A 16060-nucleotide genomic window follows, 5' to 3' on the forward strand; every position below is an offset into this window, starting at 1 on the left:
CCCCGACCTTCCCTTTGCCGTCACAACGACAGATGCGCGTCGCGGATGTCCGGACGCGCGTCGAGCTCGGCCATGGTGCCGCCGAAGCAGATGCGGCCGCGCTCGATGATATAGGCGCGATCGGAGATCAACCGCGCGAAGTGCAGATTCTGCTCGGAGACGACGATGCTGACGCCCTCCTTCTTCATGGTCAGGATGGCATCGACCATCTGTTCCACGATCTTCGGCGACAGGCCTTCCGACGGCTCGTCGAGCAGCACCAGCGACGGGTTGCCCATCAGCGTGCGCGCGATGGTGAGCATCTGCTGTTCGCCGCCGCTCATGCGGCCGCCCGGGCGGTTCTTCATCTCGCCGAGGTTCGGAAACAGCGTGAACAACTTGTCGCGCGTCCAGTAGGGCGCGTTCGGGCGCTTCGGCTGCCGGCCGACTTCGAGATTCTCCTCCACCGTCAGATCGGTGAAGATTCGCCGCTCCTCCGGCACGTAGCCGAGCCCCTCGCGCACGATCTCGTGCGTCGGCCGCACCGACACGTCCTTGCCCTCGAACATGATGCGGCCCGAGCGCTGCGCCACGAGGCCGACGATCGAGCGGAACGTCGTCGACTTGCCGGCGCCGTTGCGGCCCAGCAGCGCCACCACCTCGCCCTCGCCGACCTCGAAACCGATGTCGAACAGGATATGCGCCGGGCCGTAATGGCTGTTGAGGTCCTGCACCGTGAGTTTCATGCCGAGGCTCCGTCGCGATGGCGGGCATCGTAGACGAGCCCCTCGCCGAGATAGACCGCCTGCACCTGCGGGTTGCCACGCACCTCGGCGGGCGAGCCCTCGGCGATCAGCGTGCCGCGGTTGAGCACGATGATGCGGTCGGCGTGCTCGAACACCACGTCCATGTCGTGCTCGGTGAAGAGCACGCCGATCGACTTCTCCCGCGCGATTTGAGCCGTCAGTCGCATCAGATCGACTCGCTCGCGCGGCGCCATGCCGGCGGTCGGCTCGTCCATCAGCAAGAGTTTCGGCTGGTTGGCGAGCGCGACCGCAAGCTCGAGCCGCTTGAGGTCGCCATAGGCGAGCTCGCCGCAGGGACGATCCGCATAGCCGCTCATGCCGACGAGCTCGAGCAAGCGGCCGGCTTCGCCACGATCGAACCTCGGCGCCGAGCCCCAGAGATTGAACAGCTGCTTCCCGTGCGAGATCAGCGCAACCTGCACGTTCTCGCGCACCGTCATGGTCGCGAACGTCGCGGTGATCTGGAAGGTACGCCCCACCCCGAGCCGCCAGATCTCGCGCGGCTTCTTGCCGGTGGTTTCTTCGCCAAGCAGGCGGACCTGGCCGGAATCCGGCTTGTTCTGGCCGTTGAGCATGTCGAAGCAGGTGCTCTTGCCGGCGCCGTTCGGGCCGATCAGCGCCAGGATCTCGCCGGCACGCAGCGAGAACGAGACGCCGCGCACGGCATGGATGCCGCCATAGGATTTGGTCAGGCCTTCGACCGCGAGAAGTGGGGGTGCGACGCTCATTCGGCGGACTCGATCGGCTTGGCAAGCAAGGGAGATCCCGGCGGCGATGTCTTCCTGCGACGCTGCGCCAGCATCTCCAGCATGCCGACGATGCCCTTGGGAAAGACGACGACGATCAGCACGATGAAGCCGCCGAGCACGAGCTTCGACAGGTCGGTCTGGCTGACCAGCCAGATGTTGAGCGCCTTGTAGACGATGGCGCCGATCACCGCGCCCGACACCGTCTCGACGCCGCCGAGCAGCACCATGACCAGCGCGTCGACCGAAAGCGAGATGCCGAGATTGTCCGGGAAGACGCTGCCCTTGAGATAGGCGAACAGCGCGCCGCCGATGCCGGCGGTCGTGCCCGCGATCACGAAGGCGGTCCACTGGATGCGCTTGGCGTTGATACCGATCGCTTCGCTGCGCAGGAGCGAGTCGCGCGTGGCCCGCAGCGCGTAGCCGAACGGCGAGAACACCATGGCCCGCAGCGCGACCGTGACGAGCGCCGCGACGCCGAGCGCCAGCCAATAGAAGTGCGACGGGCTCGCCGCCCATTTTTCCGGCCAGACGCCCAGAATGCCGTTGTCGCCGCCGGTGACGCTCACCCATTGGAACGCGATCGACCAGACGATCTGGGCAAAGGCGAGCGTCAGCATCGCAAAGTAGACGCCGGAGAGCTGCACGGCGAAGAAGCCGAACACCGCGGCGCCCATGCAGCCGAGCAGCGGCCCGAGCAACAGGCAGACGATCATCGGCAGTCCGGCCATCTTGGCGAGGAAGGCGATGCCGTAGGCGCCGAGGCCGAAATAGGCGGCGTGGCCGAAAGACGCGAGTCCCCCGACCGACATCAGGAAGTGCAGGCTGACGGCGAAGATCACGAAGATCGCGATCTCCGAGCCGACGGTCAGCGCGTAGTTGCCGGCGAACAGCGGCAGCGTTGCGGCAATGACGAGCGTTGCCAGCGCGGCCAGCCGCTCGTTCGACGACAGCGGGCGCCAGGGATTGACGGTGAGACCCGGCGTCTTGCGCGCGGCCGCCTCCGGCTTGCCGAACAGGCCCCAGGGGCGGACGATCAGCACCACCGCCATCACCAGGAAGACCAGGATGATGGAGATCTTCGGGAAGATCAGGATGCCGAAGGCGTTGAGCTCGGAGACCAGCACCGCCGCGACGAAGGCGCCGACGATGCTGCCGAGACCGCCGATCACGACCACGACGAAGACCTCGACGATGATGCGCAGATCCATCGCGTGATGCACGGCATCGCGCGGGATCTGGAGCGCGCCGCCGAGCGCTGCGAGGAAGACGCCGACCGCGAACACCGACGTGAACAACCATTTCTGATTGACGCCGAGAGCCGCGACCATGTCGCGGTCCTGCGTTGCCGCGCGCACCAGCACGCCCCAGCGCGTGCGCTGGAACAGCAGCCAGAGAATGCCGAGCACGACCGGGCCGAGCCCGATCAGGAACAGGTCATAGCTCGGGATGTTCTGGCCGAAGAAATCGATCGCGCCCTTGAAGCCCGGCGCGCGGCGGCCGACGAGATCGTCGGGCCCCCAGATCAGCACGACGAGGTCCTCGACCATCAGGGTCAGACCGAAGGTCGCGAGCAGCTGGAACAATTCGGGCGCATGATAGATGCGGCGGAGCAGCACCATCTCGACGATGACGCCGATCAGCGCCACGGCCAGCGCGGCCGCGACGATACTGCCCCAGAAACCGAACGCGCCCGAAAGCCGCTCGGTCAGCGTGAAGGCGATGTATGCGCCGATCATGTAGAAGGCGCCATGCGCGAAATTCACGATCCGCGTCACGCCAAAGATGATCGACAGGCCCGAGGCCACCAGGAACAGCGACGCTGCGCTGGCGAGACCGGTCAGAAACTGTACGACATAAAAGGCCATAGGCGGTCCGGGTTCAGGTGTTGCTTCACCTCTCCCCGCTTGCGGGGAGAGGTCGAATTGCGGAGCAATTCGGGTGAGGGGGAGTCTCCGCGAGCTCGATGGTTACCTCCCTCGCGGAGGCTCCCCCTCACCCCGACCCTCTCCCCGCAAGCGGGGCGAGGGAGAAGAAAGAGATCAGTCCTTCGGACGCAGCTTCTCGACTTCGGCATCGCTGGGCAGATAGTCCGCGCCCTTCTTGTAAGAAGAGTCCACCATCACGCCCTTGCCGTCCTTCAGCGCGGTCTTGCCAACGTAAGCGCCGAGGGTCGACTGGTGGTCGATCTTGCGGAAGGTGATCTCACCGAACGGCGACGGCATGGACAGGCCCTCCGCCGCGGCAATCAGCTTCTCCGGATCGGTCGAGCCGGCCTTTGCCAGGATCGCGGCCGCCGACTTGATGGTCTGGTAGCCGACGATCGAGCCGAGACGCGGATAGTCGTTGTACTTGGCCTGGTAGGCCTTCAGGAACGCATCATGCTCGGGCGTCTTGATCGAGTACCAGGGATAGCCAGTGACGATCCAGCCCTCCGGCGTCTCGTCCTTGAGCGGATCGAGATATTCGGGCTCGCCGGTCAGGAAGGACACGACCTCGCGCCCCTTGAACAGGCCGCGGGTGTTGCCTTCGCGCACGAGCTTCACGAGGTCGGCGCCGAAGGCGACGTTGAGGATCGCCTCGGGATTGGCCGCGGCAACCGCCTGCACCACCGGACCCGCATCGATCTTGCCCTGCGGCGGCCACTGCTCGTCCACCCACTGGATGTCGGGGCGCTTCTCCGACATCAGCTTCTTGAACACGGCAACTGCCGACTGGCCGTACTCATAGTTCGGCGCGATCGTCGCCCAGCGCTTTGCCGGCAGCTTGCTGGCTGCTTCCACCAGCATCGCGGCCTGCATGTAGTTCGAGGGCCGCAGGCGGAAGGTGTACTTGTTGCCCTTCGACCAGGTCACGGCGTCCGTTAGCGGCTCGGCCGCAAGGAAAAACACTTTCTTCTGGTTGGCGAAGTCGCTGACGGCCAGACCGATGTTCGACAGGAACGTCCCCGTCAGCATCGCGACGCCCTCGCTCGACACCAGCTCGTTGGCCGCAGTCTGCGCATCCGCCGGCTTGCCGCCGTCGTCCTTGGAGACGACGACCAGCTTCTTGCCGTTGATGCCGCCGGCCGCGTTGATCTCTTCCACGGCGAGCTGCCAGCCCTTGCGATAGGGCTCGGTGAAGGCCGGCAGCAGCGAGTAGCTGTTGATCTCGCCGATCTTGATGTCCTGTGCCATGGCCGAATGAGCCATGCCGCCGGCCAGAAGCGCGAAGGCCGCGCCCACAAAATAGTTTCTCGCTCGCATCCCAACCTCCAGTTTTGAACTCTCTACGTCTTCAGCGTGATCTTGTCGGGGAAGCAGTGCCCGCCTCCCCGGTTCAAACTCTATCTCAGACCGTCCTCGCCCTTGATCTCCGCAACCGTCAGCCCGCCGACACGCGGCAGCGGACGGCCGCTGTCGGTAACGGCGACCGCGACCATGATCTCGTTGGCGCGCGGCGCGTCGTTGATCTGCACTTCCATGCCGTCGAAGTGGCTGCGCACGAAGGCCGCATCCTTGTGACCCAGGGGGATATCGAGCGTCGTGCCGGGGCCGCTGCGCTTCTTCGACGAAGGGATCAGCGCTGCGCCCTTGCTCAGAACCTTCCGCACCGGCGCGCCCATCTTCGGATGAAGGATCGCGGCCGCATGCTCCAGCTCGCCATTCTCACCGACGGCCGCCGCCTTGCCGTAGCTCTGCACCTTCGCCCCGTCGATCCCGAGCGCCGCGACTGCGCGCTTCGACAGCAGTTCGCCGAGCTCCTCGCCGATCGCGATCAGCGGCGCGAGATCCTCGACATATTGTCCGGCAAAGGGATTTTCGATCACGGCGATGGCCGCGGCGCGCCGGGTCGGCGGCGAGACCTGGCGGCCCATCTCCATTTGCGTCTCTTCGACGACCGTGACGATCTTGCGGATGATCGCGCTCATGATTGTTTCCCTTGCGCTCTTCCCTGCTCAGGCATGAACCGCGTTCTCCAGCACAGACGGGCGCGATCGTTGCCGTTCAATATCTTTTGTTCCGATGACGAGCATATCACCACTGAGCTGCAACACGGCACCCTCGATCAATCCGCGATCGAACAATTGCCGTGCACATTCCGCGCCAGATTCCAGCGCGGCCGAAATCTCGGTCGGTGACAATTCGCCGACGTTGCGGGTGACAAGACGCGCGCCGAGATCGCTGTCGGGCTGAAGCTCGTTCGCGGGCTGCCGGACGATGGCGGGATGCCCGGGCAGATCGACAGCGTTGGCGATGATCGTGGCCGCCGCATCGGCCTGCGCGGCCATTGCCGCCAGCACCGTCACGGCGTCGGCAATGCCGAGCGAAAAGCTGCGGCCGTGGCGCCCGCTGGTCGCGATCCCCCGCACGGGATCATCAGCATCGACCTTCATTCTCCGCATCACGCCGTCGCGATCGGGCCGGTCCATCAGGCCGACCGAAAAATGTTCGCCTCGCGCAAGATGCAGCGCGATGTCGCCGCCATTGTTGACATAGGCCTGGTCGAGCGACGCCGCGTTCAGCATTGCGCCCAGAATCTCCTCGGCCACGCTGCCCGCCACCGCGGCCATCGGCGTGATGAAGCAATCGGGGGCATAGGGCGCAACGGCGGCATACATGCGGCGCGCAACGGCGCCCTTCAGTGGGCACGCTCCGGGTTCCGCTGCCTTGCGCAGCTCCGTCAGCTCCACGCAGAGCTCATCGAGCAGCCCGGTGAAGCGGCGCGCTGCGGCGTCATAGGCCGCACGCACCTCGCCCGGCCCCCCCCTCGCTTCGACGATCAGATCAATCGGCCCATCCTGCAAATGCAGCCGCCGACCATCAGACAGCAATGCGATTTGCGGGAGCCGTGTCATGCCCGGGGCCCTGGAATCGGGTTCTGCCAGGGCAACTGGCGGACATCCTCGCCGTTCTGTACTTCCGAGAGCGGCTTGACGTAATCCATGTGTCCACCGAGCGCGGCGTAGTCGGACAGCTTCATCGTGAACTCGATCGGCGCGACCAGCGCCGGCGTCGGCACATAGCCGAACGCGCCTGAAGGCATCTGCGTCACGTCGACCATGTAAGTGATGCCGCCGCCGGGCCAGACATAGACTGGTGCGCCGCCGCTGGTGACACGTGTCAGCGCGTCCTTCACCGAGCGCGTCAGCCGCACCGGATTGTCGGTGACGCCCGCACGCAGCGAGCCGCCCGCACCGGCCATGAACAGCACGGTGCACAGCGCCGGCTCGCAATTCTCCTGGATGCGCTCGACCGAGAACTTCAAATCGGCCGGCATCTCGGTCTCGACCGGCTTCAAGGCCTCGTCGAGCACGTAATAGGACGAATGCTCGCCCGTCGTGGAAACCATCAGCATGGAGAGGCCAGGCTTGGCCTCCTTCGCATCGAACGGTCCGAGGATCGCGAGCGGATCGGAAATGTTGGTGCCGCCCCACCCCGTGCCGGGATCGGCGACCTGGAAATAGCGGCCGGGCGTCGAGCGCCGGCCCTTCATCTTGATGCCGGTGTCGGCGATGTCGAGCAGCTTGCCGGCCTGGTGCTCTGAGAGCACGCCGGTGATGTGGTCGTCGACGACCACGACCTCGTCGACCTTGCCATGCCATTGCTTGGCGAACATGCCGATCGTCGCCGAGCCACAGCCGACGCGCATGCGCTCTTCTTTCGCGCCGTTGACGATCGGCGGTTGGCCGGCCTGCACCACCACCGTGGCGCCGCCGTCGATGGTGAGCTCGACCGCCTTGCAATTGGCGAGGTCCATCAGCGTATCGCAGGTGACGCGGCCCTCCTTCTTGGAGCCGCCGGTGAGATGATGCACCCCGCCGAGCGACAGCATCTGCGAGCCGTATTCGCTGGTGGTGACGTGGCCGACCGCCTCGCCCTGCGCGCGCACGGTCGCGGTCTCCGGGCCGAGATAGCGGTCGGTGTCGATCTTCACCTTGATGCCGCAATAGGAGAAGATTCCCTCGGTGACGACGGTCACCATGTCGACCCCGTCGACTTCCGCAGAGACGATGAACGGTGCCGGCTTGTAGTCCGGATAGGTCGTGCCCGCACCGATCGCGGTGACGAAGGTCGAGGGTTCGTGGACGATCTTGCCGTCCCAGTCTTCCGTGCGGCTGAACGGCACAAGCTTGCCGCCATGCGAAACGGTGCGCTCCAGGATCACGTGCGGATCGACGCGAACGAGCTTGCCGTCGTGATTGGCATAGCGATCGCAGGCGCCCGCCGCGCCCGGCTTGATGTAGCACATCACCGGACAGGCATCGCAGCGGATCTTGTCGGTGGCGGCGCTCGTCGTTTCAGTCACCATGTGCAAGCCAGCGGACACTGCGGTTATCATTCGTATACGAACGATGTTGCGCGCGGTCCCGATAGCTGTCAAGCGGCGGCGCGCGCGAAAAGATGCACTGCCGAATAAAACCTCATTTGCCTGCCGCCTTTGTCCACAAAGCGGGCAGTCGCGCTGCACTGCGGCATGGCCGCTTGCACGTTTGTGTACAAACGGTATCGTCGCAACGTACAATTTTTGCGACCCGATCGTCGCGGGGCTTGGGAACAGGATGACGCAGACACCGATCCGCCTCACCGTGAACGGCAGGATCCACGAGATCACTGCAGAGCGCGCAACGCCATTACTCTATGTGCTGCGCAACGACCTCGCGCTCAACGGTCCGAAATATGGCTGCGGCCTCGGCGAATGCGGCACCTGTACTGTCCTGATCGACGGCGCCGCCGCGCGCTCCTGCGTCATACCGGTCGGCGGCTGCGTGGGACGCGACATCGTGACGCTCGAAGGGCTCGGCACAAGCGACAAGCCTGATCCGGTGCAGCAGGCCTTCATCGACGAGCAGGCCGCGCAATGCGGCTACTGCCTCAACGGCATGATCATGACCACCAAGGCGTTGCTCGCGATCAACCCGCAGCCGACAGAACAGGAAGCGCTGGCGGCGCTGCGCTACAATCTCTGCCGCTGCGGCACGCATGTCGAAATCCTGCGCGCCGTGATGCGCGCATCGGGGCAGCTCACCGAGGCCGCGGACTGATGGCCTCCCCTGCCTCGAACGGAGCTGAGCGGCAATCAGGCTCGCTCGTCGTCGTCCGCACCGTGGACGAGATCACATCCGAGACCTTCGTCCGCATCACCGCAGACGGCTCGGTCACCGCTTACAATGGTCATGTCGATCTCGGCACCGGCATCCGCACCGCGCTCGGCCAGATCGTCGCCGAGGAGCTCGACGTGTCCTTTGCGCGCGTCGTCGTCGTGCTCGGCGATACCGCTGTCGTGCCGAACCAGGGCGCCACGATCGCCAGTGAAACCATCCAGATCACTGCCGTGCCCCTGCGCAAGGCCGCGGCGCAGGCGCGCCACTTCCTGATCGCGCGCGCAGCCGAGCGGCTGGAGTTGCCGGAGGCCGACCTCAAGATCGAAGACGGCCTCGTGCGCGGGCACGACAACCGCAGCGTCAGCTATGGCGAATTGATCGGCGGCGAGACGATCCGGCTCGAGCTTGCCGACGACGTCGCCGTCAAGCCCGTCGGCGACTACGCCATCGTCGGCCAGTCGATGCCGCGGGTCGACCTGCCGGCGAAGGCCACGGGCGAGCTGACCTTCGTGCACGACGTCCGCCTGCCTGGCATGCTGCACGGCCGCGTCGTGCGTCCGCCCTATGCCGGCGTCGATGCCGGGCCGTTCGTCGGCACCAGCCTGCTCGCGGTCGACGAATCCTCGGTGCGCGACGTTCCCGGCATCATAGCCGTCGTGCACATCGGCGATTTCGTCGGAATCGTCGCCGAGCGCGAGGAGAATGCGATTCGCGCCGCGGAGCAGCTCAAGGTGAGCTGGAAGCCGACGCCCACCCTCACCGACCTCGCCGATGTCGAGACCGCGTTGCGCGCCAATCCGTCGACGCCGCGGACGTTGATCGACAAGGGCGACGTCAATGCGGCGATATCAGGCGCCGCCAAGCCGATGCAGCGCACCTATGTGTGGCCGTACCAGATGCATGCCTCGATCGGCCCGTCCTGCGCGGTCGCCGACTTCCAGAGCGGCGACATCCGCGTCTGGTCGGGCACGCAGAATCCGCATCTGCTGCGCGGCGATCTGGCGCTGCTGATCGAGCGCCCCGAGAGCGAGATCGAAGTCATCCGGCTGGAGGCCGCCGGCTGCTACGGCCGCAACTGCGCCGACGACGTCACCGCGGATGCGCTGCTGCTGTCGCGCGCGGTCGGCCGTCCGGTGCGCGTGCAACTGACGCGCGAGCAGGAGCACGCCTGGGAGCCCAAGGGCACCGCGCAGCTCATCGACGTCAATGGCGGCCTGAACGCCGACGGCGGCGTCGCGGCTTACGACCTCGCCACGCGCTATCCCTCGAACGCCGCGCCGACGCTGGCGCTGCTGCTGACCGGTCGCGTCTCGCCCGATCCGGCCGTGCTCCAGATGGGCGACCGCACCGCGATCCCGCCCTACGACTACGACCACATGCGCGTCGTCGCCCATGACATGGCGCCGATCGTGCGCGCGTCCTGGCTTCGCGGCGTCTCGGCGCTGCCGAACACGTTTGCGCATGAATCCTACATCGACGAGGCCGCAACGGAAGCCGGCGTCGACCCGATCGAATACCGGCTGCGCTACCTGAAAGACCAGCGCGCCGTCGATCTCGTCAATGCGGTGGCCGAGCGCGCGGGCTGGACGCCGCGGCCGGTCCGCGAAGAGAAGGACGGCGAGGTCGTGCACGGGCGCGGCTTTGCCTATGCGCTCTATGTCCACAGCAAGTTTCCGGGCTATGGCGCGGCGTGGTCGGCCTGGGTCGCCGACGTCGCCGTGAACAAGACGACCGGCGACGTCAGCGTGACGCGCGTCGTCGCCGGGCAGGACTCCGGTCTGATGATCAATCCGGACGGCGTGCGCCACCAGATCCACGGCAACGTCATCCAGTCCACCAGCCGCGCGCTGATGGAGGAGGTCTCGTTCGAGCGCGGTGCGGTGGCGGCGCGCGAATGGGGCGCCTATCCGATCATCCCCTTCCCCGACGTGCCCAAGATCGACGTCTTGATGTTGCCGCGGCCGGACCAGCCGCCGCTCGGCGTCGGCGAGTCCGCCTCGGTCCCGAGCGCGGCGGCGATCGCCAATGCCATCTTCGATGCCACCGGCGTGCGCTTTCGCGAGCCCCCGTTCACGCCCGAGCGCATCCTCCGGGGCCTGCACGGTGACGCGCGGCCCGCGCCGCAGGCCCTGCCCGCTCCCGCAGCGCCACAGCCATCGCGCATCTGGCAGAATCCGTTCGCCAGGCGCGCCGGCATCTTTGCGACCATTGCCGCCGTCTGCACCGCCGCGATCGGCGTTGGCGCTGCCCTCTTGCCCGGCCGCGCCATCGCGCCGATCGCGCGGCCCGATGCATCGGTCTATTCCGCGGCAACCATCGCCCGCGGCGCGCAGCTTGCCGCGCTCGGCAATTGCGCGGAGTGCCACACCACGATCGGCGGTGCGCCCAACGCCGGCGGCCGCGCGCTTGCGACGCCGTTCGGCACGATCTACGCGACCAACATCACGCCCGACGTCGAGACCGGCATCGGCGCCTGGTCCTATCCCGCCTTCGAGCGCGCGATGCGCGACGGGCAGCATCGCGACGGACGGCAGCTCTATCCCGCCTTCCCCTACACGCATTTTTCGAAGACCAGCGAGGCCGACCTCCAGGCGCTCTACGCCTACCTGATGGCGCAGCCCGCGGCGCGCGCGACGGCGCCCGCGAACACGCTCGCCTTCCCGTTGAACATTCGCCCGCTGCTCGCGGGCTGGAATGCGCTGTTTCATCAGACGAAGGACTTCAAGCCCGATCCCGCGCAGTCCGCGCAGTGGAATCGCGGCGCCTATCTGGTCGAAAGTCTCGGCCATTGCAGCGCCTGCCATTCGCCGCGCAACGCGCTCGGCGCCGAGCAGCGCGATGCCTATCTCGCCGGCGGCTTTGCCGAGGGTTGGGAGGCGCCGCCGCTGACGTCGCTGTCGCAGGCACCGATCCCCTGGAGCGAGGACGAGCTCTACGCCTATTTGCGCACCGGCCAGTCGCGCTATCACGGCGTCGCCGCCGGCCCGATGGCGCCTGTTGTCAGGGATCTCACAGCCCTGCCCGACCAGGACATTCGCGCGATGGCCGTCTATCTCAACTCGTTCAACAACGCCGCCACCGAGGCGCCGGAGGCACTTGCCGCCAGGCTCGAGAGCGCAACGCAAGTCACCACCGCCGCCTCCACCGGCGCGCGGCTCTATCAGGGCGCCTGCGCCGTCTGCCACGAGGTCGGCGGCCTGCCGCTGTTCGGCAGCCGGCCCTCGCTCGCGCTCAACAGCAATCTGCACAGCGCATCACCGGACAATCTCGTGCAGGTGATCCTGCACGGCATCGCCGAGCCAGCATCGAGCGATCTCGGCTACATGCCTGCGTTCAGGAACAGCATGAGCGACGCGCAGATCGAGGAGCTCGTCACGTTCCTGCGCAGGCAGTTCGCCCCCGACAAGCCGGCCTGGACAGGCGTGCGCGAAACGATCGCACGCGTGCGATCGGCTGCCCACTGAATATTATGCGTGCTTCTTCACTTCCACCGGCGGCGTGCCGTGGGTGTGGAAGGACTCGATGGTCTTCAGGCCCCACGCCTGCCCTTTCTTGCGCTCCTCCTCGGTCCACACGATCGGCTTCCAGTCGGGGGCGAGGATGAGGCGCGCACCGGCGTTGGCGACTTCGACGCGGTTGCCGCCGGGCTCGTAGACATAGAGGAAGAAGGTCTGCTGGATCGCGTGCTTGTGCGGACCGGTCTCGATGTGGATGCCGTTCTCCAGGAAGATATCCGCCGCGCGAAGAATCTCCTCGCGGCTGTCGAGCGCGTAGGTGACGTGGTGGAAGCGGCCTGGCGTGCCGGAATGGTCGAGAGAATAGGCGAAGTCGTAGCTCTTGTTCGACATCGTCAGCCACATCGCCGCTTCCCGACCGTCGTTGAGCACGATCTGCTCGGTGAGCCGGCAGCCGAGATAGTTCTCGAAGAACTCGCGGTTGGCCTTGATGTCGACGGCGAGGCAGTTGAGGTGGTCGAGGCGGCGGACATTGACGCCGCGGGCGGGAAAACGCTGCGCCTGGTTCTTGAGCGCCGGCTTCAGCTCCGGCGGCGCCTGATACCATTCGGTCTCGTAATAGAGCTCGACGATGTGGCCGTCGGGGTCGCGGCAGCGGAAGGTCGGCCCCTGCCCCATGTCGCCGTCGATCCAGCCGATGTCGAACCCGGAGCCCTTGAGCGCGGCGACGCGGCGCTCCAGCGCCTGCTGGCTGCGCGCGCGCAGCGCCATGTGCTCCATGCCTGAGGTCTTCGACGCCGTGAGCTTGAGCGAATAGCGCTCGTAATCGTCCCAGCCCCGCAGGTAGACCGACTCGCCCTTCCGACCGCTGATTGTCATGCCCATCACGTCGACGAAGAATTTCAGGCTCTCGTCGGGCTTGGGCGTCAGCAGCTCCATATGGCCGAGATGGGCAAGATCGAGGATCGGTTCGGGCTGCATGCTTTCCTCCTGGCGTGGCTGCGATCCGCAGGAACCGGATCGCGCATTCGGGCACAGCGCCGCAATTGGCTCACGCGCCCGGGGGGCGGCACCGAGGCCGCGGGTTCATTTGTACTAATGTACAAATGATTAGGTCCCGTCAACAAACCAACCCTTGCATCTCGGACCGAATGGCGCCCCGCGCTTGAGCAGAACCATCCCCGAACGGCGGACGGACTGCCCGAATGGTAAAATCTTCCCTAATTCGATCGAAAGCCTGCTCGCCCCAAAAAGCAGCACTTTCCGGCCGTTTCCGCCCACAGATATGCATCAGGAACGAATCTATCGGCCGAATTGTCGCGGATTTAACGAAGCGGCCGCGGCTGCCGTTTAACCGTTTGTGCAGCCGCGGCCGCGCATAGTCCGGTGCAACCCCCGTGCTCTTGCCAGGTTCATTCATCGTGACATCCTTTGGACGCGTGATTTCGGTACGTGGATCGCTCGCCCGGGTCGGGCTTCTGGCAGCAAACCAGATGCCGATCTCGGAGGTTCGGGCGACCGTCGGCCGTTTCGTCAGCATTCGCTGCGCCAGCTCGGTCATCGTCGCGATGATCACCGAGGTCTCCTGCGAGAATCTGTCGAGCGCCGACAATTACATCGCCATCGCCTCGGTCGACCTGCTCGGCGAGATCCTCAACGCCGCCGACAAGGCCAAATTCCAGCGCGGCGTCACCAATTATCCGACCATCGGCGACGCGGTCGACCTGATCACGAGCCAGGAGCTGCGCACGATCTACGCGCCGACCGGATCGGACCAGATCAACGTCGGCTTCCTCCAGCAGGACCGCTCGGTGATCGCCTATGTCGACGTCGAGGAAATGCTGTCCAAGCATTTTGCCGTGCTGGGATCGACCGGCGTCGGCAAATCGACCGGCGTCTCGCTGCTGCTCAACGAGATCCTGAAGGCGCGCCCGAACCTGCGCATCTTCCTGCTCGACGTGCACAACGAATATGGCCGCTGCTTCGGCGACCGCGCGCTGGTGCTGAACCCGCGGAACCTGAAGCTGCCGTTCTGGCTGTTCAACTTCGAGGAAATCGTCGACGTGCTGTTCGGCGGCCGCGCGGGCGTTCCGGAGGAGCTCGACATCCTCGCCGAGGTGATCCCGCTCGCCAAGGGCGTCTACACCCAATACCAGAACGCCGACCGCATCGGCCTCAAGCGCATCGACCCCAAGCAGATCGGCTACACGGTCGACACACCGGTGCCTTATCGTCTCGTCGATCTGATGTCGCTGATCGACGAGCGCATGGGCAAGCTCGAAAACCGCTCCTCGCGCATCATCTATCACAAGCTGATCTCGCGTATCGAGGCGGTGCGCAACGATCCGCGCTACGCCTTCATGTTCGACAACGCCAATGTCGGCGGCGACACCATGGCCGAGGTGATCAGCCACCTGTTCCGCCTGCCCGCCAACGGCAAGCCGATGACGGTGATGCAACTCGCCGGCTTCCCGGCCGAAGTGATCGATTCCGTCGTCTCGGTGCTCTGCCGCATGGCCTTCGACTTCGGCCTGTGGAGCGACGGCGTCTCGCCGCTCTTGTTCGTCTGCGAGGAAGCGCATCGCTACGCCTCCGCCGACCGCAACGTGGGCTTCGGGCCGACCCGCAAGGCGGTGTCGCGCATCGCCAAGGAAGGCCGCAAATACGGCGTCTATCTCGGGCTGATCACCCAGCGTCCGGCCGAGCTCGACGCCACCATCATCTCCCAGTGCAACACGCTGTTCACGATGCGTCTAGCCAACGAGCGCGACCAGGCGCTGCTGCGCGCCGCGGTGTCGGATGCGGCCGCGAACCTACTCTCCTTCGTACCCTCGCTCGGCACCCGCGAGGTGCTGGCGTTCGGCGAAGGCGTCGCACTGCCGACGCGCTTGCGCTTCAAGGAGGTGCCGCCGCACCAATTGCCGCGCGGCGAAGCCACCATCAGCAGCGTGCCCTCGGTGACCTCCGGTCACGACATGCATTTCGTCAGCGCCGTGCTCGAGCGCTGGCGCGGCGCCACCTCGCAGCGCGACGTGCCGAACGACCCGGTGTTCCAGGCGCCACCCGCGAAGACGCTCGGCACCGCCGAAGCCCCGATGCTGCAGCCCTCGATGGGCCTCGATCCCGACCGCTTCTCGCTGTTGAAGAAGCCGCTGCGGTAAGGCCACGCGCCACCCACTTCGTCATTGCGAGCGCAGCGAAGCAATCCAGAATCCCTCCGCGGAAACACTCTGGATGGCTTCACTGCGCTCGCAATGACGGTTCAAGGTGAACGAGCGCCATTCCCCAATGCGCATCCAAACCGCAGATGCGCCGTCGCGCCGCGCCAACCGGTGCCCCGTGGCACGTTGAGCCCCGCGCCCGCATCGACTATGGTTGCCGGCCCCCATCCGGAAAAAACAACCAATGACAAAAACAGCCGCACAACGCTTCCCAGCTCCCGCCCTCGACACGCTGCCTGACGACATCCGCACGCGCCTCCTCGCCGTGCAGGAGAAGAGCGGCTTCGTGCCGAACGTCTTCCTCACGCTGGCCTATCGTCCGGACGAGTTCCGCGCGTTCTTCGCCTATCACGACGCGCTGATGGAGAAGGACGGCGGCCTCACCAAGGCCGAACGGGAGATGATCGTGGTGGCGACCTCGGCGGCCAACCAGTGCCAGTATTGCGTGATCGCCCATGGCGCTATCCTGCGCATCCGCGCCAAGAACCCGCTGATCGCCGACCAGGTCGCGGTGAACTATCGCAAGGCCGACATCACGCCGCGGCAGAAGGCGATGCTCGACTTCGCGATGAAGGTCTCGGCCGACGCGCAGCGGATCTCGGAGGAGGATTTCGCCGCGCTTGCGCCGCACGGCTTCAGCGACGACGACATCTGGGACATCGCCGCGATCTCGGCCTTCTTCGCGCTGTCGAACCGGCTGGCGAACTTCACCGGCATGCGGCCGAACGACGAGTTCTACTTGATGGGCCGGCTGCCGAAGAAATGAATG

The 16060-nt window shown here is 65.9% G+C and carries 13 protein-coding genes; 4 read left to right on the forward strand and 9 right to left on the reverse strand.

Annotation, left to right across the window (positions count from 1 at the left end):
• Positions 1-20 precede the first annotated feature (20 nt).
• The 7 genes from AB5K84_RS27990 to AB5K84_RS28020 all read right to left on the reverse strand — a co-directional run bounded on the left by AB5K84_RS27990 (position 21) and on the right by AB5K84_RS28020 (position 7822).
• The gene (locus AB5K84_RS27990) at positions 21-725 is read right to left on the reverse strand and encodes an ABC transporter ATP-binding protein (RefSeq protein WP_011086609.1); all 705 of its coding nucleotides are present in this window, start codon (positions 723-725) and stop codon (positions 21-23) included.
• Positions 722-1513 carry an ABC transporter ATP-binding protein gene (locus tag AB5K84_RS27995; RefSeq protein WP_011086608.1) on the reverse strand — a complete coding sequence of 264 codons (792 nt, stop codon included), beginning with the start codon at positions 1511-1513 and terminating at the stop codon, positions 722-724. Before AB5K84_RS27995 ends, AB5K84_RS27990 begins: the two co-directional genes overlap by 4 nt.
• Positions 1510-3399 (reverse strand): ABC transporter permease, encoded by a 1890-nt coding sequence (locus AB5K84_RS28000; RefSeq protein ID WP_011086607.1) that lies wholly within the window; start codon positions 3397-3399, stop codon positions 1510-1512. The genes AB5K84_RS27995 and AB5K84_RS28000 overlap by 4 nt, the downstream gene beginning before the upstream one ends.
• Before the next feature lie 174 nt (positions 3400-3573).
• Positions 3574-4776: an ABC transporter substrate-binding protein gene (locus AB5K84_RS28005; protein ID WP_011086606.1), complete on the reverse strand. Its 1203-nt coding sequence runs from the start codon at positions 4774-4776 to the stop codon at positions 3574-3576.
• Between the two features lie 80 nt (positions 4777-4856).
• Positions 4857-5441, reverse strand: a complete 585-nt coding sequence (locus AB5K84_RS28010; protein WP_011086605.1) for an amino acid synthesis family protein — start codon at positions 5439-5441, stop codon at positions 4857-4859.
• Between the two features lie 27 nt (positions 5442-5468).
• Positions 5469-6368 carry a UPF0280 family protein gene (locus AB5K84_RS28015; RefSeq protein ID WP_011086604.1) on the reverse strand — a complete coding sequence of 300 codons (900 nt, stop codon included), beginning with the start codon at positions 6366-6368 and terminating at the stop codon, positions 5469-5471.
• Complete coding sequence (locus tag AB5K84_RS28020) at positions 6365-7822, reverse strand: hypothetical protein (protein ID WP_038966263.1); 1458 nt, start codon at positions 7820-7822, stop codon at positions 6365-6367. The genes AB5K84_RS28015 and AB5K84_RS28020 overlap by 4 nt, the downstream gene beginning before the upstream one ends.
• 250 nt (positions 7823-8072) lie before the next feature.
• Between AB5K84_RS28020 and AB5K84_RS28025 the strand changes: the two genes are divergently transcribed.
• On the forward strand, positions 8073-8555 hold the full coding sequence (locus tag AB5K84_RS28025) for a (2Fe-2S)-binding protein (RefSeq protein WP_011086602.1): 483 nt from the start codon (positions 8073-8075) through the stop codon (positions 8553-8555).
• Positions 8555-12079, forward strand: a complete 3525-nt coding sequence (locus tag AB5K84_RS28030) for a molybdopterin cofactor-binding domain-containing protein (RefSeq protein WP_011086601.1) — start codon at positions 8555-8557, stop codon at positions 12077-12079. The genes AB5K84_RS28025 and AB5K84_RS28030 overlap by 1 nt, the downstream gene beginning before the upstream one ends.
• A 3-nt stretch (positions 12080-12082) precedes the next feature.
• Here the strand turns inward: AB5K84_RS28030 and AB5K84_RS28035 are convergent, their stop codons facing one another.
• Both AB5K84_RS28035 and AB5K84_RS28040 read right to left on the reverse strand, forming a co-directional pair.
• On the reverse strand, positions 12083-13051 hold the full coding sequence (locus AB5K84_RS28035) for a catechol 2,3-dioxygenase (protein WP_011086600.1): 969 nt from the start codon (positions 13049-13051) through the stop codon (positions 12083-12085).
• Positions 13052-13190: 139 nt separating this feature from the next.
• Positions 13191-13646, reverse strand: coding sequence for a hypothetical protein (locus AB5K84_RS28040; RefSeq protein ID WP_236842235.1), 456 nt, complete (start codon positions 13644-13646; stop codon positions 13191-13193).
• Here AB5K84_RS28040 and AB5K84_RS28045 point away from each other — a divergent pair.
• Both AB5K84_RS28045 and AB5K84_RS28050 read left to right on the forward strand, forming a co-directional pair.
• A complete protein-coding gene (locus AB5K84_RS28045; RefSeq protein WP_236842234.1) occupies positions 13639-15231 on the forward strand; it encodes an ATP-binding protein in 1593 nt (530 codons plus the stop codon). The two genes, AB5K84_RS28040 and AB5K84_RS28045, sit on opposite strands and share 8 nt — an antisense overlap.
• Before the next feature lie 244 nt (positions 15232-15475).
• Complete coding sequence (locus tag AB5K84_RS28050; RefSeq protein WP_011086598.1) at positions 15476-16057, forward strand: peroxidase-related enzyme; 582 nt, start codon at positions 15476-15478, stop codon at positions 16055-16057.
• Positions 16058-16060: the final 3 nt, after the last annotated feature.

Source organism: Bradyrhizobium sp. 1200_D9_N1_1, assembly GCF_052075915.1.
Classification (GTDB): domain Bacteria; phylum Pseudomonadota; class Alphaproteobacteria; order Rhizobiales; family Xanthobacteraceae; genus Bradyrhizobium; species Bradyrhizobium diazoefficiens.